Source organism: Shuttleworthella sp. (genome assembly GCF_057251025.1).
On record NZ_DBHIDN010000002.1, the window covers coordinates 1 to 16690 of the forward strand.

Below are 16690 nucleotides of genomic sequence, written 5' to 3' on the forward strand. Positions count from 1 at the left end.
GATTCTCTTAGAATCTTTCAAGGTTGTTTCATTGTTCAGTTATCAAAGAACTTGTTTGCACTCGCCAGAGTTACAACTTTAGAAATATATCATAGCTGCTATTCTCTGTCAACAAAAAGATTCTTCTGTTGAGAGAACGCTCTCGCGCAGTGCATCGACTATAGTATCACCCGTTCATTTCATTGTCAACGATGTTTTTGACAAATCTATGGTGATTTCAGTCGAGCGGAGATGGAGAGATTTGAACTCTCGCGCCGCGTTAACGACCTACTCCCTTTCCAGGGGAGCCCCTTCGGCCAGCTTGGGTACATCTCCAAGAACATGATCGATTCATCAACCATATGTACTTGTCGGATCTTAAAAATCCGCCAGCGGAGAGGGTGGGATTCGAACCCACGCGCCCTTGCGGACAAACGGTTTTCAAGACCGCCTCGTTATGACCACTTCGATACCTCTCCGGATATCTGTGCCTTAACAGCACGAAAGTTATCATATCACAGCATTTTTCAGAGTGTCAACTAAGAAACGTGATTTTTATCGCCTTTTTGCGCAGCTACTAGATCCTGTGGTCTCATCCCACCAGATCCTGCATGAGCGTCCCCCCTTCTCGTGCATTTTGCCGGGAAAATCACGCCCGGGTCCACCCGCGCCTGCCCAGGATGGTCTCTGCCAATATGAGGTCCTCCTCCGTCGTGATTTTGAAGTTCTCGTAACTCCCCTCGATCATAGAGACCTTCTTGCCTGTCATCTGCTCGTAGATCATGGCGTCATCGGTCGCCCCGCTTCTTCCCTCGCCCAGGTATTTCGCATAGGCCTCCCGAATCTCCTCTCGAAAGAAGCACTGAGGGGTCTGCACCTGCCAGAGCCGGCTTCGATCCGGGGTGCGGACGACCAGCCCGGCCTCGTCCACTTCCTTGATGGTGTCCTTGACGGGCATGCCCACGACACAGGCTCCCCCTGCACTTAAGGCGTCCACCGCCGCATTGATCTCCTCTTCTTGAATCAGGGCTCTGGCCCCGTCGTGGATCAGGACCGATCCTCCGCTGACTGCCTCGAGACCGGCGTAGACAGAGTCGTAGCGCTCCCTGCCTCCTGTAACGATCGCAGCAAGCTTCGTCATTGGATACCGGTCCAGGATCGCATCCACTCGCGCCCGGTCCGACGGATCAATCACAAGGACCATCCGGTCCACGGCCGATTTCTCATAGGCCATGAGACTGTACACCAGGAGAGGTCTCCCGAGGAGGGGCAGGTATTGCTTGGGAATCTCGCTTCCCATCCGCCTGCCCCTGCCGGCAGCAAGAATTATTGCGCTTACCATTCTCTCACCTCCTCTTGGAAGGAACGCCAAAAGGCGGTCATCTCTCTCCCAACTTCAAGCCCGGAACGGCGTTTAAGTCCCAGCCGCTCCGAGCCCCTTTTGCAAAGTCATAATAGGCGGCGGCTCCGATCATAGCCGCGTTGTCCGTGCACAGGAGGGGGGACGGGCGATAGAACTTGACTCCATGGCGATCACAGGCCTCCCGCATCGCCTCCCGCAGGGCCCTGTTGGAGGCAACGCCGCCGGCGATCGCGAATTTCTTGAGGTCATACCTCTCCATCGCCATCTCGGCATGGTCGACCAGGGCCCCCACAACGGCCTTCTGGAAGGAAGCCGCAAGATCAGCCCGGTTGACCTCCTGTCCCTGCATCCGCATCCGGTTTAAGTAGTTGAGGACGGCGGATTTGAGCCCGCTGAAGGAGAAATCATACTCGCTTCCGCTGACATGGGCTCTGGGAAATAAGATTGCGTCCGGGTCTCCCAGACGAGCCTCCTTCTCAAGCTTTGGACCGCCGGGATAGCCGAGCCCGATCGCCCTGGCCACCTTGTCGAAGGCCTCCCCGGCCGCGTCATCCCTGGTCATTCCAAGGATCTCATATGCCCCGTAGTCCTTGACCCGGACAAGGTGGGTGTGGCCGCCGGAGACGACCAGGCAGAGGAAAGGCGGGGCCAGGTCCGGATTCTCAATGTAGTTGGCGCTGATATGCCCCTCGATGTGGTGCACGCCCAGGAGGGGAAGCCCCCTGGCAAAGGCCATGGCCTTTGCCATAGACACACCGACCAGAAGCGCCCCGACCAGGCCGGGTCCGTAGGTCACGGCGATTCCGTCCACCCCGTCCAGATCCGTGTCTGCCTCTTTGAGCGCCCGGGCAACCACCTGATTGATCCGCTCCGTGTGAGCCCGGGAAGCGATTTCCGGCACCACGCCCCCGTAGAGGGTATGAATGGGGATCTGGGTGCTGATGATATTGGAGAGCACCCGGCGGCCATCCTCGACAACCGCCGCCGCGGTCTCGTCACAGGAACTCTCGATGGCCAGAATACGATGAATTTCTTTCTTCTCAGACATGATCTCTTCTTTCCGTATGCAGTCCGACCCTCAGATCGATTCAGCTGCGGTCTCCTCGGGGAAATCCAGACTGCAGGACCTTCCGTCTTTGCCCAGACTGGCATTGGGGAAAATCTCTGTCAGCTCGTCCATAAAACGCCCCGGTCCCACCAGAGAGGGGGAGAAGTGGGTCAGCCACAGCTCGCCCACCCGGGCCTCTCTGGCCAGCTCTGCCGCCTCCTGAAAGGTCATATGCTTCTTCTTTCTCGCCTTGGCCTCATCACAGGGATCTCCGTACATGCCCTCGCAGATAAAGAGGTCGGAACCCGCTGCCGCCCTCGCAATCTCCGGGACAGGCCTCGAGTCCGTGCAGTAGGTCAGCTTGATCCCCTTTCGCTCTGGGCCCATGACCATTTGGGGCCGGTAGACCTTCCCGTCCATCTCGACAATCTCCCCCTTCTGCAGGCGGCTCCAGGCCTTAAGCGGAATCTCCTGCCGCCTGGCGGCCTCTGCGTCGAAACGGCCGGCCCGGGGAATGGAAATAGAATAGCCGTAACAGGTCACATTGTGTTTGACCCGAAAGGCCTGAATCTGATAGCCGAAATGTTCTTCCTCCCAGCTCTGCCCCTCGATTTCTATCATCCGAATCTCAAACGGAAGCTCCGGGGCAATGGTCCGGAGAGCTGTCACGACCCGGACCAGACCTCTTGGACCGATCAGGGTCACCGGATCGGTCCGGTCGGCATTGCCCATGGAGAGGAGGAGGCCCGGAAGGCCAGAGATATGGTCGGCATGATAATGCGTAAAACAGATGATGTCAATGGGATTGGGGGAGATCCCCGCCTCCTTCATTGCAATCTGGGTGCCTTCTCCGCAGTCAATCAAGAGGCTATGACCGTTAAATCTTGTAATCAGCGCTGTCAGCCAGCGCCGGGGCAGGGGCATGGTTCCGCCCGTTCCCAAGAGACAGACATCTAACATGTACTCTCCTTCTGCTCTGCTATCGTCAACCGCAACAAGAGGGCATCCTCTCTTGGGTCCCGATAGAAATCCGGCCGCCGTCCCACGGGCACAAAGCCGGTCCTCTCATAGAACTTCCTGGCCGTCCGGTTGCTCCTCCTGACCTCCAGAAAGATCTTTGACAGACCGAGCTCGCTCGCCCGCTTCCGAAATGCCGCCATGAGTTCTGTGGCAAGCCCCTGTCTTCTCGCCCGGGGCCGGCAGGCGATTGAGACAATCTCCCCTTCATCCGCCGCAAAATAGCAGACCAGATAGGCGAGCACGGTCTGCCCCTCCCGGTCCGCTTCTCTCGTCGCCCCTCTCATCCGGGACTTCTCTTCCGATGGATCCCCGGATTCTTCCTCGGTCAAGAGCAGGAGCAGGGCCTGCCTGTTTGCCAGGGCCTCCGCAAAATCCGCTCCGGTCCAGCCGCCGGGGATACTGACCGCCTCAATCGCCGCCATCTGGTCCAGGTCTCTCTCTTCCGCCTCTCGGATCCGCCATTTCTGCATATTTGATCACACATCCTCTGCGCCGACAGGCCGGTCCGTCACTCGTCCTTCCCGGATATCCGCTTGTCTTGAGCCGCCAGCTTCTCCTTCCGCTCCCGCTCGGCCTGAGACAGGCGCAGATACTCGGGGCGAAATTCCTCCGCCGATACGATTTCCCCCATCCCGGCGTAGACACAGGCCAGGGCGGCCAGGCTGGAAGCCCTCTGCAGGGCCATGTGGGAGGGTGCGAAGTTACAGTCGACCTCACACCGGTCCCCGATGGCCTGTCGAAAGACCGGAACACCGTCCCCCAGAAAGGTGACCGGCCGCTTTATATCATTGACTTTCCTGATTATCTCATCGATTCCCATGGCCGTCTGGTCCATGAGGACCGCAAGTCCCCCGTCACGGAAGCGATAGAGTCCGGTGTATACCTGCTTTCTTCTGGCGTCCATGATAGGACAGATCAGCCTGTCAGACCCCCAGCAATTGTAAGCGATTGCCTCCAGGCTTGCGACCGGAATCAGAGGCTTATTAAGTGCCTGTCCCAGTCCCTTGGCCGTGGCTGCCCCGATGCGAAGACCGGTAAAGGATCCCGGTCCGGCCGTCACCGCTATGGCGTCAATCGTCTTTAAGTCCAGATCAATCATAGCCGCCAGCTGATCCAGCATGGGCAGAAGGGTCTGCGAATGTGTCTTCTTATAATTGGTCGTATACTCTCCGATCAGGCGATCGTCTTCTGTGACAGCGACAGAGGCCACCAGACCGGAGGCGTCAATGGCAAGGATCTTCACTCCTCTACCTCCTCCACTTGAATGCTTCGATAGTCTGACCCCCTGGACAGGTCTTTTCGGATCCTGATCTCTGTGCGGCCCTTGGGCAGGATCTCCTCGATGATGTCCGCCCACTCAATCAGGCAAACCCCCCGGCCGTAGATGTAATCATCGAAGCCGATCATCTCCATCTCGTCCGGATCCGAGATCCGATAGGCGTCAAAATGATAGAAGGGAATTCTCCCTCCCGCATACTCCTGGACAATGGTGAAGGTGGGGCTGTTGACCGGTTCTCCGATGCCAAGGCCCTCAGCAAAGCCCTTGGACAGGACGGTTTTACCTGTCCCCAGATCCCCAACCAGGGTAAAGACATCGCCGGGCCTGGCCTGGTCGGCCAGCTTGCGGCCAATCGCCCGGGTCTCCTCCGGACTCCTTGTCTCATACATCATGGCGATTTCCTCTCCCCTTCAGACAGTCTTTACAGCTTGATCTTGGCCAGCGCCTTCTGCAGATCCGAATTGACCGGTTTACTCTTCTCCCTGGCCTGGTCTCTTCTCCTTTTCCCGCGGTCTCCCCGCCCTCCGGCAGAGTTCCTCTTTCGACCGGCTTTCTTCTCCCCGGAAGATTCGACCGTGGGCTTGCCCGCCTGATCCACGTCTCTTCCGATTCGCATGGAAAGGGCAATCCTCTGCTTGTCAAGATCAAGGTCCACCACCTGTACATCGACGATATCTCCCACCGAGACAGCCTCCAGCGGATGCTTGATGAAGCGATCGGACATGCGGGAAATATGCACCAGGCCGTCCTGGTGCACGCCGATATCCACAAAGGCGCCGAAATCAATTACATTTCTGACGGTTCCTTTTAATACCATCCCGGGCTTCAAATCCTTCATGGAGAGGACGTCCTGCCTTAGGATGGGCTTTGGCATGTCCTGGCGGGGATCTCTGCCGGGCTTGGCAAGCTCGGCCAGGATATCCTCCAGAGTCATCCGGCCCAGGCCAAGCTCCTCGGCCATCTTCTGAAGATCCCTCACCTCCTCGGCGATTTTCGCGATTCCGCCGTGGCTGATCTCCTCCGGCTTATGGCCCAGCCTGGTCAGAAGTTCCTCTGCGGCTCCATAGGACTCAGGATGCACGGAAGTAGCATCCAGGGGATTCTCTCCCTGACGGATGCGAAGGAAGCCGGCGCACTGTTCAAAGGCCTTGGGGCCTAACTTCGGAACTTTCAGGAGTTGCTTTCGGCTGGTAAAAGAACCGTGTGCATCGCGATAGTCCACGATGTTCCTGGCCACCGTCATAGAGATACCTGCCACATAGGCCAGGAGGGAGGCGGAGGCCGTGTTCAGATCAACCCCCACCTTATTCACACTGTCCTCAACCACGCCGCCTAAGGCCTCTGACAGCTTCTTCTGGTTCATGTCGTGCTGGTACTGTCCCACACCGATTGACTTGGGATCAATTTTAACCAATTCCGCCAGAGGATCCTGGACCCGCCTGGCAATCGAGGTCGCGGACCGCTGCCCCACATCAAAGTTGGGGAATTCCTCGCTGGCCAGCTTGGAAGCCGAATAGACGGATGCACCAGCCTCGCTCGTGATGATATAAGAGACCCTCTCAGGTATTTCTGCCAGGAGGTCCACAATGATCTGCTCTGACTCGCGAGAGGCTGTCCCGTTGCCCACAGAGATCAGACTGATCCCATATTTCCGAATCATCGCGGCGACGATCTTCTTGGACTCCGCAACCTTATTCTGAGGCGCGGTTGGGAAGATCACCCTGGTATCCAGAACCTTGCCCGTCGGATCCACGACTGCCAGCTTGCAACCGGTGCGAAAGGCCGGGTCCCAGCCCAGAACTGTCCGGCCGGCGATGGGCGGCTGCATCAGAAGCTGCTGTAAATTCTTGCCGAAGACCCGGATGGCCCCATCCTCCGCGGACTCTGTCAGGGCGCTGCGAATGTCCCGCTCGATGGCAGGCGCGATCAGGCGATGGTAGGCGTCCGACAGGGCTGCTGCAAGAAGCGGTCCCGCGCAAGTCTGATCTGGTGAAATATAGCAACCCTCGATCAGACGGAGGATATCCTCTTCCGGAGCATCGATCCTGACGGTCAGAATTTTCTCCTTCTCCCCCCGGTTGATTGCCAGGATTCGGTGGCCGGGCAGACCCTTGAGGGGCTCGCAAAAGTCATAATAGTGCTCATAGACGGTCTTTGCGGTCTCGTCCTTGGCCACAGACCGGATCCGTCCCCGGTCCATCGTCATCTGGCGGATGGACATGCGAAGGTCGGCGTTGTCGGATACCTCTTCCGCGATAATGTCCGATGCGCCGGCCAGAGCCTCCTCGACAGACGAGACGTCCTGATCCAGAGCGACATAGGCGGCCGCCTCAAGCCGGGGATCTCTGGCCGGATCCTGGGCCAGGATGACAGCGGCCAGGCCCGCAAGCCCCTTCTCCCGCGCGATCATAGCGCGGGTTCTCCGCTTGGGCCGGTAGGGCCGGTAGAGATCCTCGACCATGACCAGGGTCTTGGCAGCTGCGATCTTGGATCTTAGCTCCTCGGTCAGCTGCCCCTGTTGCTCGATACCGGACAGAACGCTGGATTTCTTGTCCTCCAAATTGCGCAGATAGCTGAGGCGTTCATCCAGATTTCTGAGGACCTCGTCATCCAGTCCTCCGGTCGCCTCTTTTCGGTAACGGGCGATGAAGGGGATGGTATTTCCCTCGTCAATCAGCTTGATCGCCGCTTCGACCTGGCTCTTTTTGACCCCAAGCTCCTCTGTGAGTTCTAAAGCGATATCCAATCCACTTACTCCTTTATTGTCCTGTCTCTTGGGCGGTCACTCCTCCTCGTCCTCGGATTCTTTGGCCCAGCCAAAAGCGTATTTGACAGCCTTATTCCATCCCTTCCGCTTCTTGGCCCTCTCCTCCTCCTCAATCTGGGGAAGGAAAACCCGGTCCAGCTGGATGTTTTTGACCACTTCCTCCTTGCTGGACCAGAAGCCGACGGCCAGCCCGGCCAGATAAGCCGCGCCCAGAGCCGTAGACTCGACGCAGGAGGGCCGGTTGACCGGACGATCCAGCATATCCGCCTGGAACTGCATGAGGAAGTTGTTGGCAGAAGCTCCTCCGTCTACCTTGAGAGAGCGGAGGTCGATGCCGGAATCCGCCCGCATGGCATCGATGACGTCACAGACCTGATAGGCGATGGACTCCAGGGTAGCCCGAATGATGTGATTCTTGTTGGTTCCCCGGGTGATGCCGACGATGGTGCCGCGAGCGTACTGATCCCAGTGGGGGGCTCCAAGGCCGGTGAAGGCAGGAACCACATAGCATCCATGGGTGCCGCGGGCCTTGGTCGCCCAGTACTCGGAGTCCTCTGCGGAATCAATCAGACGCATCTGGTCCCTGAGCCACTGAATGGAAGCGCCGGCCACAAAGATAGACCCCTCCAGGGCATAGTTGACCTTGCCGTCCAGGCTCCAGGCAATGGTTGTGACCAGGCCGTTCCTGGAGAAAACCGGGGTCTCTCCCGTATTCATCAGAAGGAAACAGCCGGTCCCATAGGTGTTCTTGGCCTCGCCATCGGCATAGCAGGCCTGGCCGAAGAGTGCCGCCTGCTGGTCTCCGGCCGCACCGGCGATGGGAATCTCCGCCCCCAGGAAGGAGGGGTCCGCATAGCCGTAGACCTTCGAAGACGGCACCGGCGTCGGGAGCATGGAAGCCGGAATATCCAGTTCCCTCAGGATATCTTGATCCCATTCCAGACTGTTGATGTTAAAGAGCATGGTCCTTGAGGCATTGGAGTAATCCGTCACATGAACCCTGCCCCCCGTCAGCTTCCAGATCAACCAGGTCTCGACCGTTCCGAAGAGCAAGTCCCCTTTCTCTGCCCTTGCCCTTGCGCCGGGCACCTGGTCCAGGATCCACTTGATCTTCGTAGCGGAGAAGTAGGCATCGATCATCAGTCCTGTCTTCTGACGGAAGCTCTCCTCAAGCCCTCTTTCCTTGAGCTGGTCCGCAATGGCGCTGGTCCTGCGGCACTGCCAGACGATGGCATTGTAGATGGGCTCTCCCGTATTCTTATCCCAGACAATCACCGTCTCGCGCTGGTTCGTGATGCCGATGGCCGCAATATCGGCCGCCTTGGCCCCGATCTTGGACATAGCCTCGACCGCTACCCCCAGCTGCGTGGACCAGATCTCATTGGCATCGTGCTCCACCCAGCCGGGCTGGGGGAACATCTGTCGAAACTCCTTCTGGGCCATGGAGCAGATCCGCCCCTCGGAGTCAAATAAAATACAGCGGTTGCTGGTTGTCCCAGCGTCCAAAGCCATTACATACTCTGCCATGTATACCTCTCTTCCCCGATCACCGGCTCCCCCATGAAACCGGCTTTGTACTCCTTACTCTTCTTTTGCTTTTTTAGTCATCCAAACAGGCCGTTCAGCCCATGCGAATCATGGATATCACATCGATTGCGGCGGCCTTATCCGCAAAGGATTTCTCGCTCAGGGGCTCCGTGACAAAGGCGTGCTCCCCCTCTTTCTGGGCCTCAATCAGAGAAAGCTGCCCAAAGAGGTCTTCAATCCGACGCATGGGAGAAGTGGACCGGACAAAGAACCGGCCGACCGTCTCCCCGGGATCCCCCAGCCGAAGCGGCTTTGACTCCCACGCAATCGGCAGGTTCTTGTCCAGATTCCTAGCCATTTCGACCAGGTCCGCGACAAGGGCGGATGCCGTTGGCAGCTTGCCCGCGCCCGAGCCGTAGAACATCCCGTCGCCAAGCATATTGCCGCGAACGAAAATGGCATTGAAGACGCCATCCACCTTGGAGAGAGGGTGGGTCTCCGGGAGGAGATAGGGCGCCACACGGGCGACATATGTGTCCCCCCGTTTGCGGCTGCTCGCCAGAAGCTTGATGTGCCTCTTTAAGAGTCTGGCGTATTTCATGTCCGTCGCGCTGATCCCCCTGATTCCCTCCGTGGGAATATCCTGATAGTTTACCTGGCGGCCGGCAACCAGAGAGGTTAAGATGGCGATCTTCCGGCAGGCATCGTATCCCTCGATATCGGCCGTGGGGTCCTTCTCCGCAAATCCCCTGTCCTGGGCTTCCCTCAGGACTTCATCGAAGTCCGTGCCATTGGCGGACATCTCTGTCATCATGTAGTTCGTCGTCCCGTTGACAATCCCTGTGATCTCCTCGATCACATCCCCGGTCAGGCATTCCAGGAGGGGGCGGATAATGGGGATGCCGCCTCCGACAGAGGCCTCAAAGAGGAAATTCACCTTGTGGTCCCTGGCAATCCGAATCAGTTCCGCCCCCTTGTCCGCAACCAGAGCCTTATTGGACGTGGCCACGTGTTTCCCCGCCTCAAGCATGGTCTTGACGAAGCGGAAAGCCGGCTCAACACCGCCCATGGTCTCCACCACAAGGTCGACCTCCGGATCTGAGGCGATCCTGAGGTAGTCCCGGACCAGGAGTCTTGCGATCTCCGGATCCTCAAATTCACGCAGGTCCAAGATATACTTGACGTCAATCGCTTCCCCGATCCGCCTTGCGATCGGATCCCGGTTGATCTTCAAGACCTCGTAGACCCCTGAACCTATTGTTCCAAAACCCATAATTGCTGCTTTCATGGATACCTCTTTTCCTTATCCGGATCGCCCTCTCCGGCCGCAAGCGCCTGCCCGAATCCTGATCGCTTCCTATTCCCTGGCCAGGATCTTGACATAATTGATCCCGTTTGTGCGCTCAATCGTACTGATCATATCCGAGAGATCCAGGGTCTGTGGCAGGACCTCGACACTGAGGGTGATTGATGCGATGTTATTGACCGGAATCGACTGGTGCACCGTCAGAATATTGGCCTGGTACTCAGCCACAATGCGGATGACCGCGGACAAAAGCCCCGGCGCATCCTCCAGGGAGATCATCATGGTAATGGTCTTGCCCCGGTTGTTCTCATGGAATCTGAAAATATCGTCTTTATACTTATAGAAAGAAGACCGGCTGATCCCGACCTTGCCTGTCGCCTCCTGAATGGAGTTGCAGCGGCCGGAATCCAGCAGGTTCTTGGCCTTTACAACCTTAAGCAGGACTTCCGGCACCGCCTTCTCCCTGAGGACATAATAAACCGTCTTGTCAGTCATGATAAGAACCCCCTGTCCTTGTCTCATGCACACCTGTGTCACCCTGACGATACTATCACAGTCCGCCGTATCCACGGTCCTATCTGAGGAATCAGTCCTCTGACATGGCATTCCTGTCCGGGCAGCCCAAGGAGAGCCAGCGGAGATAGGCGTTGATGAAGGGGTTGATGTCCCCGTCCATAACGGCTGAGACATTGCCGGTCTCCTCTCCCGTGCGCAGGTCCTTGACCATGGTATAGGGTTGGAAGACGTAGGAGCGGATCTGGTTGCCCCAGGCAATATCCGTGACTTCCCCCCGGATTCCCTCGGCCTTGGCCCTCTGTTCCTCCAGCTTAAGCATATAGAGCTTGGCCTTGAGCATCTGCATGGCCTTGTCCTTGTTCATGTGCTGCGACCGCTCGTTCTGGCATTGAACCACAATGCCGGTGGGGAAGTGGGTGATTCGGATGGCTGATGAGGTCTTGTTGATATGCTGGCCGCCGGCGCCGGAGGACCGGTAGGTGTCGATCCGGATATCCTCATCCCTGACCTCAACATCCAGGTCCTGCTCCAGCTCCGGCATGACCTCGCAGGAGGAGAAAGAGGTCTGTCTCTTTCCGTTGGCATTAAAGGGGGAGATCCGCACCAGCCGGTGGACTCCCTTCTCGCTCTTGAGATAACCGTAGGCATTCTCGCCATTGACCTGGAAGGTGACGGACTTGATCCCGGCCTCATCCCCATCCAGATAGTCCAGTTCCTCGACCTCAAAGCCCTGGGCTGCTGCCCAGCGGGTATACATGCGGTAGAGCATGGCCGTCCAGTCACAGGCCTCTGTTCCGCCGGCCCCGGCATGAAGGGTGACAATCGCATGATTTGCATCGAACTCGCCGGAGAGCAGGGTCTTGATCCGAACCTTCTCGAAATCCGCCTGCATCCGGTCCATCATGAGGCGGATCTCCTCCACCATATCGGCGTCATCCTCCTCATTGGCCATATCAATGAGCATGCCGATCTCCTCCATATCGCTCTCCAGCTTATCGGCAATCTCAACATCATCCTTCAGGGACTTGAGCTCCTTCATCTTTCTGGCAGACAGGTCCGCATCATTCCAGAAGTCCGGCGCCTCCATCTCCCGGTTCAACTCCTCAATTTTCTGGTGCTTGGACTCCAGGTCCAAGGCCCTGGTCACCTCTGCCAGAGGCTCCCGGTAGCTCTCCAGCTCCTGTCTCATGGGATCCAATTCTATCAGCATAACTATCCTTCCGTCGGCCTGTGCCGCTTATCTGCGCGCTTGGTCTATTTGGTCTCCTTCTGCAGGGTTTCAACCGCCCTGGTCACTTCATTGTCCTTCAGTATATCATAGCTGTCCGCATCAATCCCCTCCTTGTGCGTATCCTCCATGGGAATATCCGGACTGATTCCCTTCTTGTGAATGGACTCCCCGCTCGGGGTGTAATAGCTGGACGTCGTGATCTTGATGGCAGATCCGTCGATCAACTGCATGGTCTGCTGGACAATCCCCTTGCCAAACGTGGTCTGACCGATCAGGGTTCCCTTGTGATAGTCCCGGATCGCCCCGGCGAAGATCTCCGCGGCAGAGGCAGAATTCTTGGAGGTCAGGACGGCAGCGGGCATGTGCAGCTCATCTCTTCCGTCCGCCCGGTAGTCCGTTCGCTTGCCTCTCTTGTCAATGATGTAGACGCTGATTCCCTTGGGCAGGATGTGATTTAAGATATCTGTAACCGATGTGACCATCCCCCCCGGATTATTGCGGACATCATAGACAACCCCCTTCATCCCCTGCCGTTTCAGGTCATCCATGGCCGCCAGATACTCCTTCAGCGTGTTCTCGCCGAACTGGCTGATCCGGATGTAACCGATTCCGTCCGTGATCATCCGGTGCGAGACGGTCGGGATCTCGATTTGGCGCCGCTCCACTGAGAGCGTCTTTTGGCTTCCATCTGCCCCCCGCAGGGTCAAGTCCACCCGGCTTCCCTCCCGGCCCCGACAGCGGGCGACGATCTCCTCTAGGGAGAGGTCTGAGATATCCTGTCCATCCACCTGCTCGAGGATGTCTCCGGCGACAATGCCGGCCTCCTTGGCCGGAGAATTGTCATAGACCGTGAGCAGCTTGATCTCTCCCCCCTCCGTCTTGATCATGCCAACCCCAATCCCAACGAAAGACCCGGTCAGGGAGGACATCAGGTCCTTGTACTCCTTTTCCGTGTAGTACTCCGTATAGGGGTCTCCCATGGACTCCATGATCCCCCTGTACATCCCCTTCTCAAGAGCGGCCCGATCCACATCCTGGTAGTAATAGCGGTTGATCATCTTCTCCAGGGCCGCCAGCTTGATATAGCTGGCCGGATTCACTGCAGTCCCCCTGCTGCCAAGTCCCCAGATGACGAGACAGAGGATCAGAATCGTCGCCAGGACTCCTGCTAAGATGCCCTTCAGGAAGGAGCCCCTCTGATTCTTCTTCTCAAACATATTGTCCATGGAATTTTCCTCCCAAGCACAGAAATACATCCCCCGAGAGAAACGGGCGATGTATTTCCCATGATTGCTTCCAGGAAGAGGCGTGCGAACCGTCTCCCTCAACCGCTTCATTTATACCTTCAAGTGCCGTCTTACCGTCATGCGGCTTCCCAGATATCCGATTCCCACACCCAGAATCAGGGATACCGGGACCAGAATGCGGAAAATATCCATGATGGGAATGAAATTCATCATGCCGCTCAAGAAGGCAAACTTACCGGACACATAGCGGATGATTCCCTGGTACATAAAGAAGAGGGCGACTAAGGGGATCAGGGCCCCGAGAAAGCCGATCACCACCCCTTCTACCACGAAGGGAGACCGGATGAAGCGGTCCTTGGCCCCGATCAGCTTCATGATGCTGATCTCCTCCTTGCGGACGGAGATTCCCACGGTGATGGTGTTGTTGATCAGGAAGATCGCCACCGCGATCAGGATGGCCACGACTCCCACTGACACGTACTTTAGAAGACGGTTGAAGTCGGACAGGGTCTTGGCGGCCACCTCTGACTGGTTGACCTGGCGGACTCCATCGACCGTTGTCAGATACTCGACCAGGGACCCCTGCTCGGAGACATCATTGAGGAAGACCTGGTAGTTGGCGGAATTCGCCAGAGGGTTATCCTCCTTGAAGCCATCCGCCAGATTCTCATTGTTCTTAAAATAGTTCTGCTTGAAAGAATTCCAGGCCTCGTCCGCAGAGACATAGCGATAACTCTTGACTTCCGGCCTGCTCTTGATGGCCGCACCGATGGCGCTGACCTGTTCCTCCTTGATCCCATCCACGAAGAAGACCGTGACGGCGACCCCCTGCTCCGCCTGTCTGACCATCTGTGAGAAATTGGTCACCAGGGAATAGAAGACCCCGAAGAGGAAGATGGTGGCTGCCATCGTCGCGATCGATGCCAGGGAGAACATCTTGTTGTTCCAGATATTTCGAAAACCTTGCTTGATATTATACATGCTTTGGACCAGTCACTCCTTCCACATCGCTGACCAGGCAGCCGCGCTTGATGGTAATGACGCGCTTCTTCATCGCCTTTACGATCTCAATGTTATGGGTTACGACCACCACGGTCGTCCCGTCCTGATTGATCTTCTCCAAAAGCTGCATGACCTCCCAGGCATTCTTGTTGTCCAGGTTTCCGGTGGGCTCGTCAGCCAGAATCAGATTTGGGCTGTTGACAATCGCGCGGGCAATGGCCACCCGCTGCTGCTCGCCTCCCGAGAGCTGCCTGGGAAGAGATTTGTACTTGGAGGCCAGGCCGACCAGGGTCAGGACCATGGGCACCCTCTTTTGAATATCCTTCTTCTTGGACTCCGTAACCCGCATGGCAAATGCCACGTTCTCGTAGACATTGCGGTCCTGCAGGAGGCGGAAATTCTGAAAAATCGTCCCGATGCGGCGGCGGAAGAGGGGTACCTGGCGGTGCCGCATCTTGTTCAGATTCTGTCCTCCCACCGTAATGGTCCCCTTGCTGGCCCTTAATTCATTCAACATGAGCTTGATCAGGGTAGATTTGCCGGAACCGGATGCGCCGGTAATGAAGACGAATTCCCCCGGCTTGATGTGAAGACTGATATCATCCAGGGCAGGCACGCCGGCCTCATAGGACTTGCTCACATGTTCTAAAGTGATCATTAGTAGTTCTGCTCCTCCATATATTTCATGTACTTCACGACCATCAGGGCAATCTTGAAGGTGATTGCGTCTGAGAAGACGCGAAGATCAAGACCGGTTGCCTTCTCCAGCTTATCCAAACGATAGACCAGGGTATTGCGGTGGATGTATAGCTGCCGGGAAGTCTCGGATACATTCAGGCTGTTCTCGAAGAATTTATTGATGGTGACCAGGGTCTCCTCGTCGAAGTCCTCCGGGGACTTGTTGGCGAAAATCTCCCGGATGAACATCTTGCAGAGGGGAATCGGGAGCTGATAGATCAAGCGGCCGATGCCCAGCTTTGAATAGGCGATGACCTGGCTCTCCGCAAAGAAGATCTTCCCCACATCAAGGGCCATGCCCGCCTCCTTGTAAGACCTTGAGGCGTCCTTGAGCTCCCCGACAATCGTCCCGTAGGAGACCCTGACCTGCTTGTTCCCGTGCTCCCGGAAGGAATCGATAATCATTCGGGCCGTCTGCTCGATATCAGGGTATCCCTCGTCATCGGCGACTTCTCTTAAGACAACCACATTGCGCTCATCCACAGCGGTGACGAAGTCCCTGCTGTGACCGGAGAAGATAGACCGGACCCGGTCCAGCTCATCACCCTCCTCGCTCCCGCTGGTCTCCACAACCATGACGACCCGGCGGGCGCCGGTCTCAATATGCAGCTTCTTGGATCGATTATAAATATCAACCAGGAGCAAATTGTCCAGGAGGAGATTCTTGATGAAGTTATCCTTGTCAAAGCGCTCCTTGTAGGCCACCATCAATTCCTGAATCTGGAAGCTGGCCATCTTCCCGATCATAAAGACGGCTTCATCATCCCCTTGCAGGATCACGATAAATTCCAGATGCTGTTCATCGAAGACCTTGAAGAAATGACAGCCCAGCGCAATCTGGCTCTCTGCCGGAGAGGCGGCGAATTCCCTGGCCGCCGGAATATAATTCTCCACTTCCTGGATGGTTGTCGCAAGAACACCGCCCTCCGCGTCTATAACGGCCATCGCATGCCTGGTAATCTGCTGCAGGCCGTCGATGGTAGACTGCAGGATTTGATTTGAAATCATCTCTTTCTCCCTCCGCACCTATACAATATGTACAAGTGAAGCCGAAATTTTTATGCTGATTGCATATACACATTCCAAGTCTAATATAAAGTGCGCAGATTGGGAAGATATAGATCGTGCTTTTTTATGCACATTCACAGGGATTTCATTCCTCGGAAATTTCCAACATCTCTTATCCTATGAAGTCAAGTTCAAAAATCCATACTCCCCTTTTTTGACTACTTTCACAAAACAACTGTTTGTTTTTGCCTGATCTGCAGGCCCCCTTTCCGGCCCCTTTTTTGTGGATAATGTGGATAAGTCCGTGTATAAGTCCATTTTTCGGCTTTTTCGTCGCCTGCTCCTGTGGATAATTTATCCGCCTTGGGAGAGGACCCCTCCCTATTTCTCATCATCCCCTCCTCTTCTTGTGCATGCTGATGATTTGACGCTTCAGACCCGCCGAGGCTTGACAGATTGGATGCAATCGCACTCGACTTTTGCCGGGAAGACCTCCTTTTTGTCCTGAATTGCCCTCCCCGGCAGGGGACATTCCTGCGGGCTTTCGGATCTTTTTTCGGATCTTTGGCTCTTAACGATCCGCCTCTTTGGGCAAAGAAAAAAGGGGGCTGTGAAATAGACAGATGCCGGCTGTCTCATGTCGCATCTACATCAAACCT

At 56.5% G+C, this 16690-nt stretch carries 15 protein-coding genes and 2 tRNA genes; all 17 read right to left on the bottom strand.

The genetic code is table 11. The features are described 5' to 3' along the window. Positions 1-226: 226 nt before the first annotated feature. The 17 genes from ACO5R6_RS00645 to ACO5R6_RS00725 all read right to left on the bottom strand — a co-directional run bounded on the left by ACO5R6_RS00645 (position 227) and on the right by ACO5R6_RS00725 (position 16031). Positions 227-315, bottom strand: a tRNA-Ser gene (locus ACO5R6_RS00645). 57 nt (positions 316-372) lie between these two features. Continuing rightward, positions 373-458 (bottom strand) — tRNA-Ser (locus ACO5R6_RS00650). Between the two features lie 170 nt (positions 459-628). Then, positions 629-1321 carry a 2-C-methyl-D-erythritol 4-phosphate cytidylyltransferase gene (gene ispD, locus ACO5R6_RS00655; protein ID WP_485625244.1) on the bottom strand — a complete coding sequence of 231 codons (693 nt, stop codon included), beginning with the start codon at positions 1319-1321 and terminating at the stop codon, positions 629-631. A 37-nt stretch (positions 1322-1358) separates the two neighbouring features. After that, on the bottom strand, positions 1359-2390 hold the full coding sequence (tsaD, locus tag ACO5R6_RS00660) for a tRNA (adenosine(37)-N6)-threonylcarbamoyltransferase complex transferase subunit TsaD (RefSeq protein WP_485625245.1): 1032 nt from the start codon (positions 2388-2390) through the stop codon (positions 1359-1361). Positions 2391-2420: 30 nt separating this feature from the next. Next, the gene (locus ACO5R6_RS00665) at positions 2421-3350 is read right to left on the bottom strand and encodes a ribonuclease Z (RefSeq protein WP_485625246.1); all 930 of its coding nucleotides are present in this window, start codon (positions 3348-3350) and stop codon (positions 2421-2423) included. Continuing rightward, positions 3344-3880, bottom strand: a complete 537-nt coding sequence (gene rimI, locus ACO5R6_RS00670) for a ribosomal protein S18-alanine N-acetyltransferase (protein WP_485625247.1) — start codon at positions 3878-3880, stop codon at positions 3344-3346. Before rimI ends, ACO5R6_RS00665 begins: the two co-directional genes overlap by 7 nt. A gap of 38 nt (positions 3881-3918) precedes the next feature. Next, positions 3919-4653, bottom strand: a complete 735-nt coding sequence (gene tsaB / locus ACO5R6_RS00675; RefSeq protein WP_485625248.1) for a tRNA (adenosine(37)-N6)-threonylcarbamoyltransferase complex dimerization subunit type 1 TsaB — start codon at positions 4651-4653, stop codon at positions 3919-3921. Beyond that, positions 4650-5081, bottom strand: coding sequence for a tRNA (adenosine(37)-N6)-threonylcarbamoyltransferase complex ATPase subunit type 1 TsaE (tsaE, locus tag ACO5R6_RS00680; protein WP_485625249.1), 432 nt, complete (start codon positions 5079-5081; stop codon positions 4650-4652). The genes tsaB and tsaE overlap by 4 nt, the downstream gene beginning before the upstream one ends. Before the next feature lie 29 nt (positions 5082-5110). After that, positions 5111-7435, bottom strand: a complete 2325-nt coding sequence (locus ACO5R6_RS00685; protein ID WP_485625250.1) for a Tex family protein — start codon at positions 7433-7435, stop codon at positions 5111-5113. Between the two features lie 36 nt (positions 7436-7471). Further along, the gene (gene glpK / locus ACO5R6_RS00690) at positions 7472-8983 is read right to left on the bottom strand and encodes a glycerol kinase GlpK (protein ID WP_485625251.1); all 1512 of its coding nucleotides are present in this window, start codon (positions 8981-8983) and stop codon (positions 7472-7474) included. A 94-nt stretch (positions 8984-9077) separates the two neighbouring features. After that, positions 9078-10271 carry a homoserine dehydrogenase gene (locus tag ACO5R6_RS00695; protein WP_485625252.1) on the bottom strand — a complete coding sequence of 398 codons (1194 nt, stop codon included), beginning with the start codon at positions 10269-10271 and terminating at the stop codon, positions 9078-9080. A 69-nt stretch (positions 10272-10340) separates the two neighbouring features. Beyond that, positions 10341-10784, bottom strand: a complete 444-nt coding sequence (locus ACO5R6_RS00700; protein WP_485625253.1) for an ACT domain-containing protein — start codon at positions 10782-10784, stop codon at positions 10341-10343. Positions 10785-10875: 91 nt separating this feature from the next. Further along, positions 10876-12015, bottom strand: a complete 1140-nt coding sequence (prfB, locus tag ACO5R6_RS00705) for a peptide chain release factor 2 (protein ID WP_485625254.1) — start codon at positions 12013-12015, stop codon at positions 10876-10878. A 44-nt stretch (positions 12016-12059) separates the two neighbouring features. Next, the gene (locus ACO5R6_RS00710; RefSeq protein WP_485625255.1) at positions 12060-13262 is read right to left on the bottom strand and encodes a S41 family peptidase; all 1203 of its coding nucleotides are present in this window, start codon (positions 13260-13262) and stop codon (positions 12060-12062) included. Between the two features lie 111 nt (positions 13263-13373). Beyond that, positions 13374-14264, bottom strand: coding sequence for a permease-like cell division protein FtsX (gene ftsX / locus ACO5R6_RS00715; RefSeq protein ID WP_485625256.1), 891 nt, complete (start codon positions 14262-14264; stop codon positions 13374-13376). Next, positions 14257-14943 carry a cell division ATP-binding protein FtsE gene (ftsE, locus tag ACO5R6_RS00720; RefSeq protein WP_485625257.1) on the bottom strand — a complete coding sequence of 229 codons (687 nt, stop codon included), beginning with the start codon at positions 14941-14943 and terminating at the stop codon, positions 14257-14259. Before ftsE ends, ftsX begins: the two co-directional genes overlap by 8 nt. Beyond that, positions 14943-16031 (bottom strand): PucR family transcriptional regulator, encoded by a 1089-nt coding sequence (locus ACO5R6_RS00725; RefSeq protein WP_485625258.1) that lies wholly within the window; start codon positions 16029-16031, stop codon positions 14943-14945. Before ACO5R6_RS00725 ends, ftsE begins: the two co-directional genes overlap by 1 nt. Positions 16032-16690: the final 659 nt, after the last annotated feature.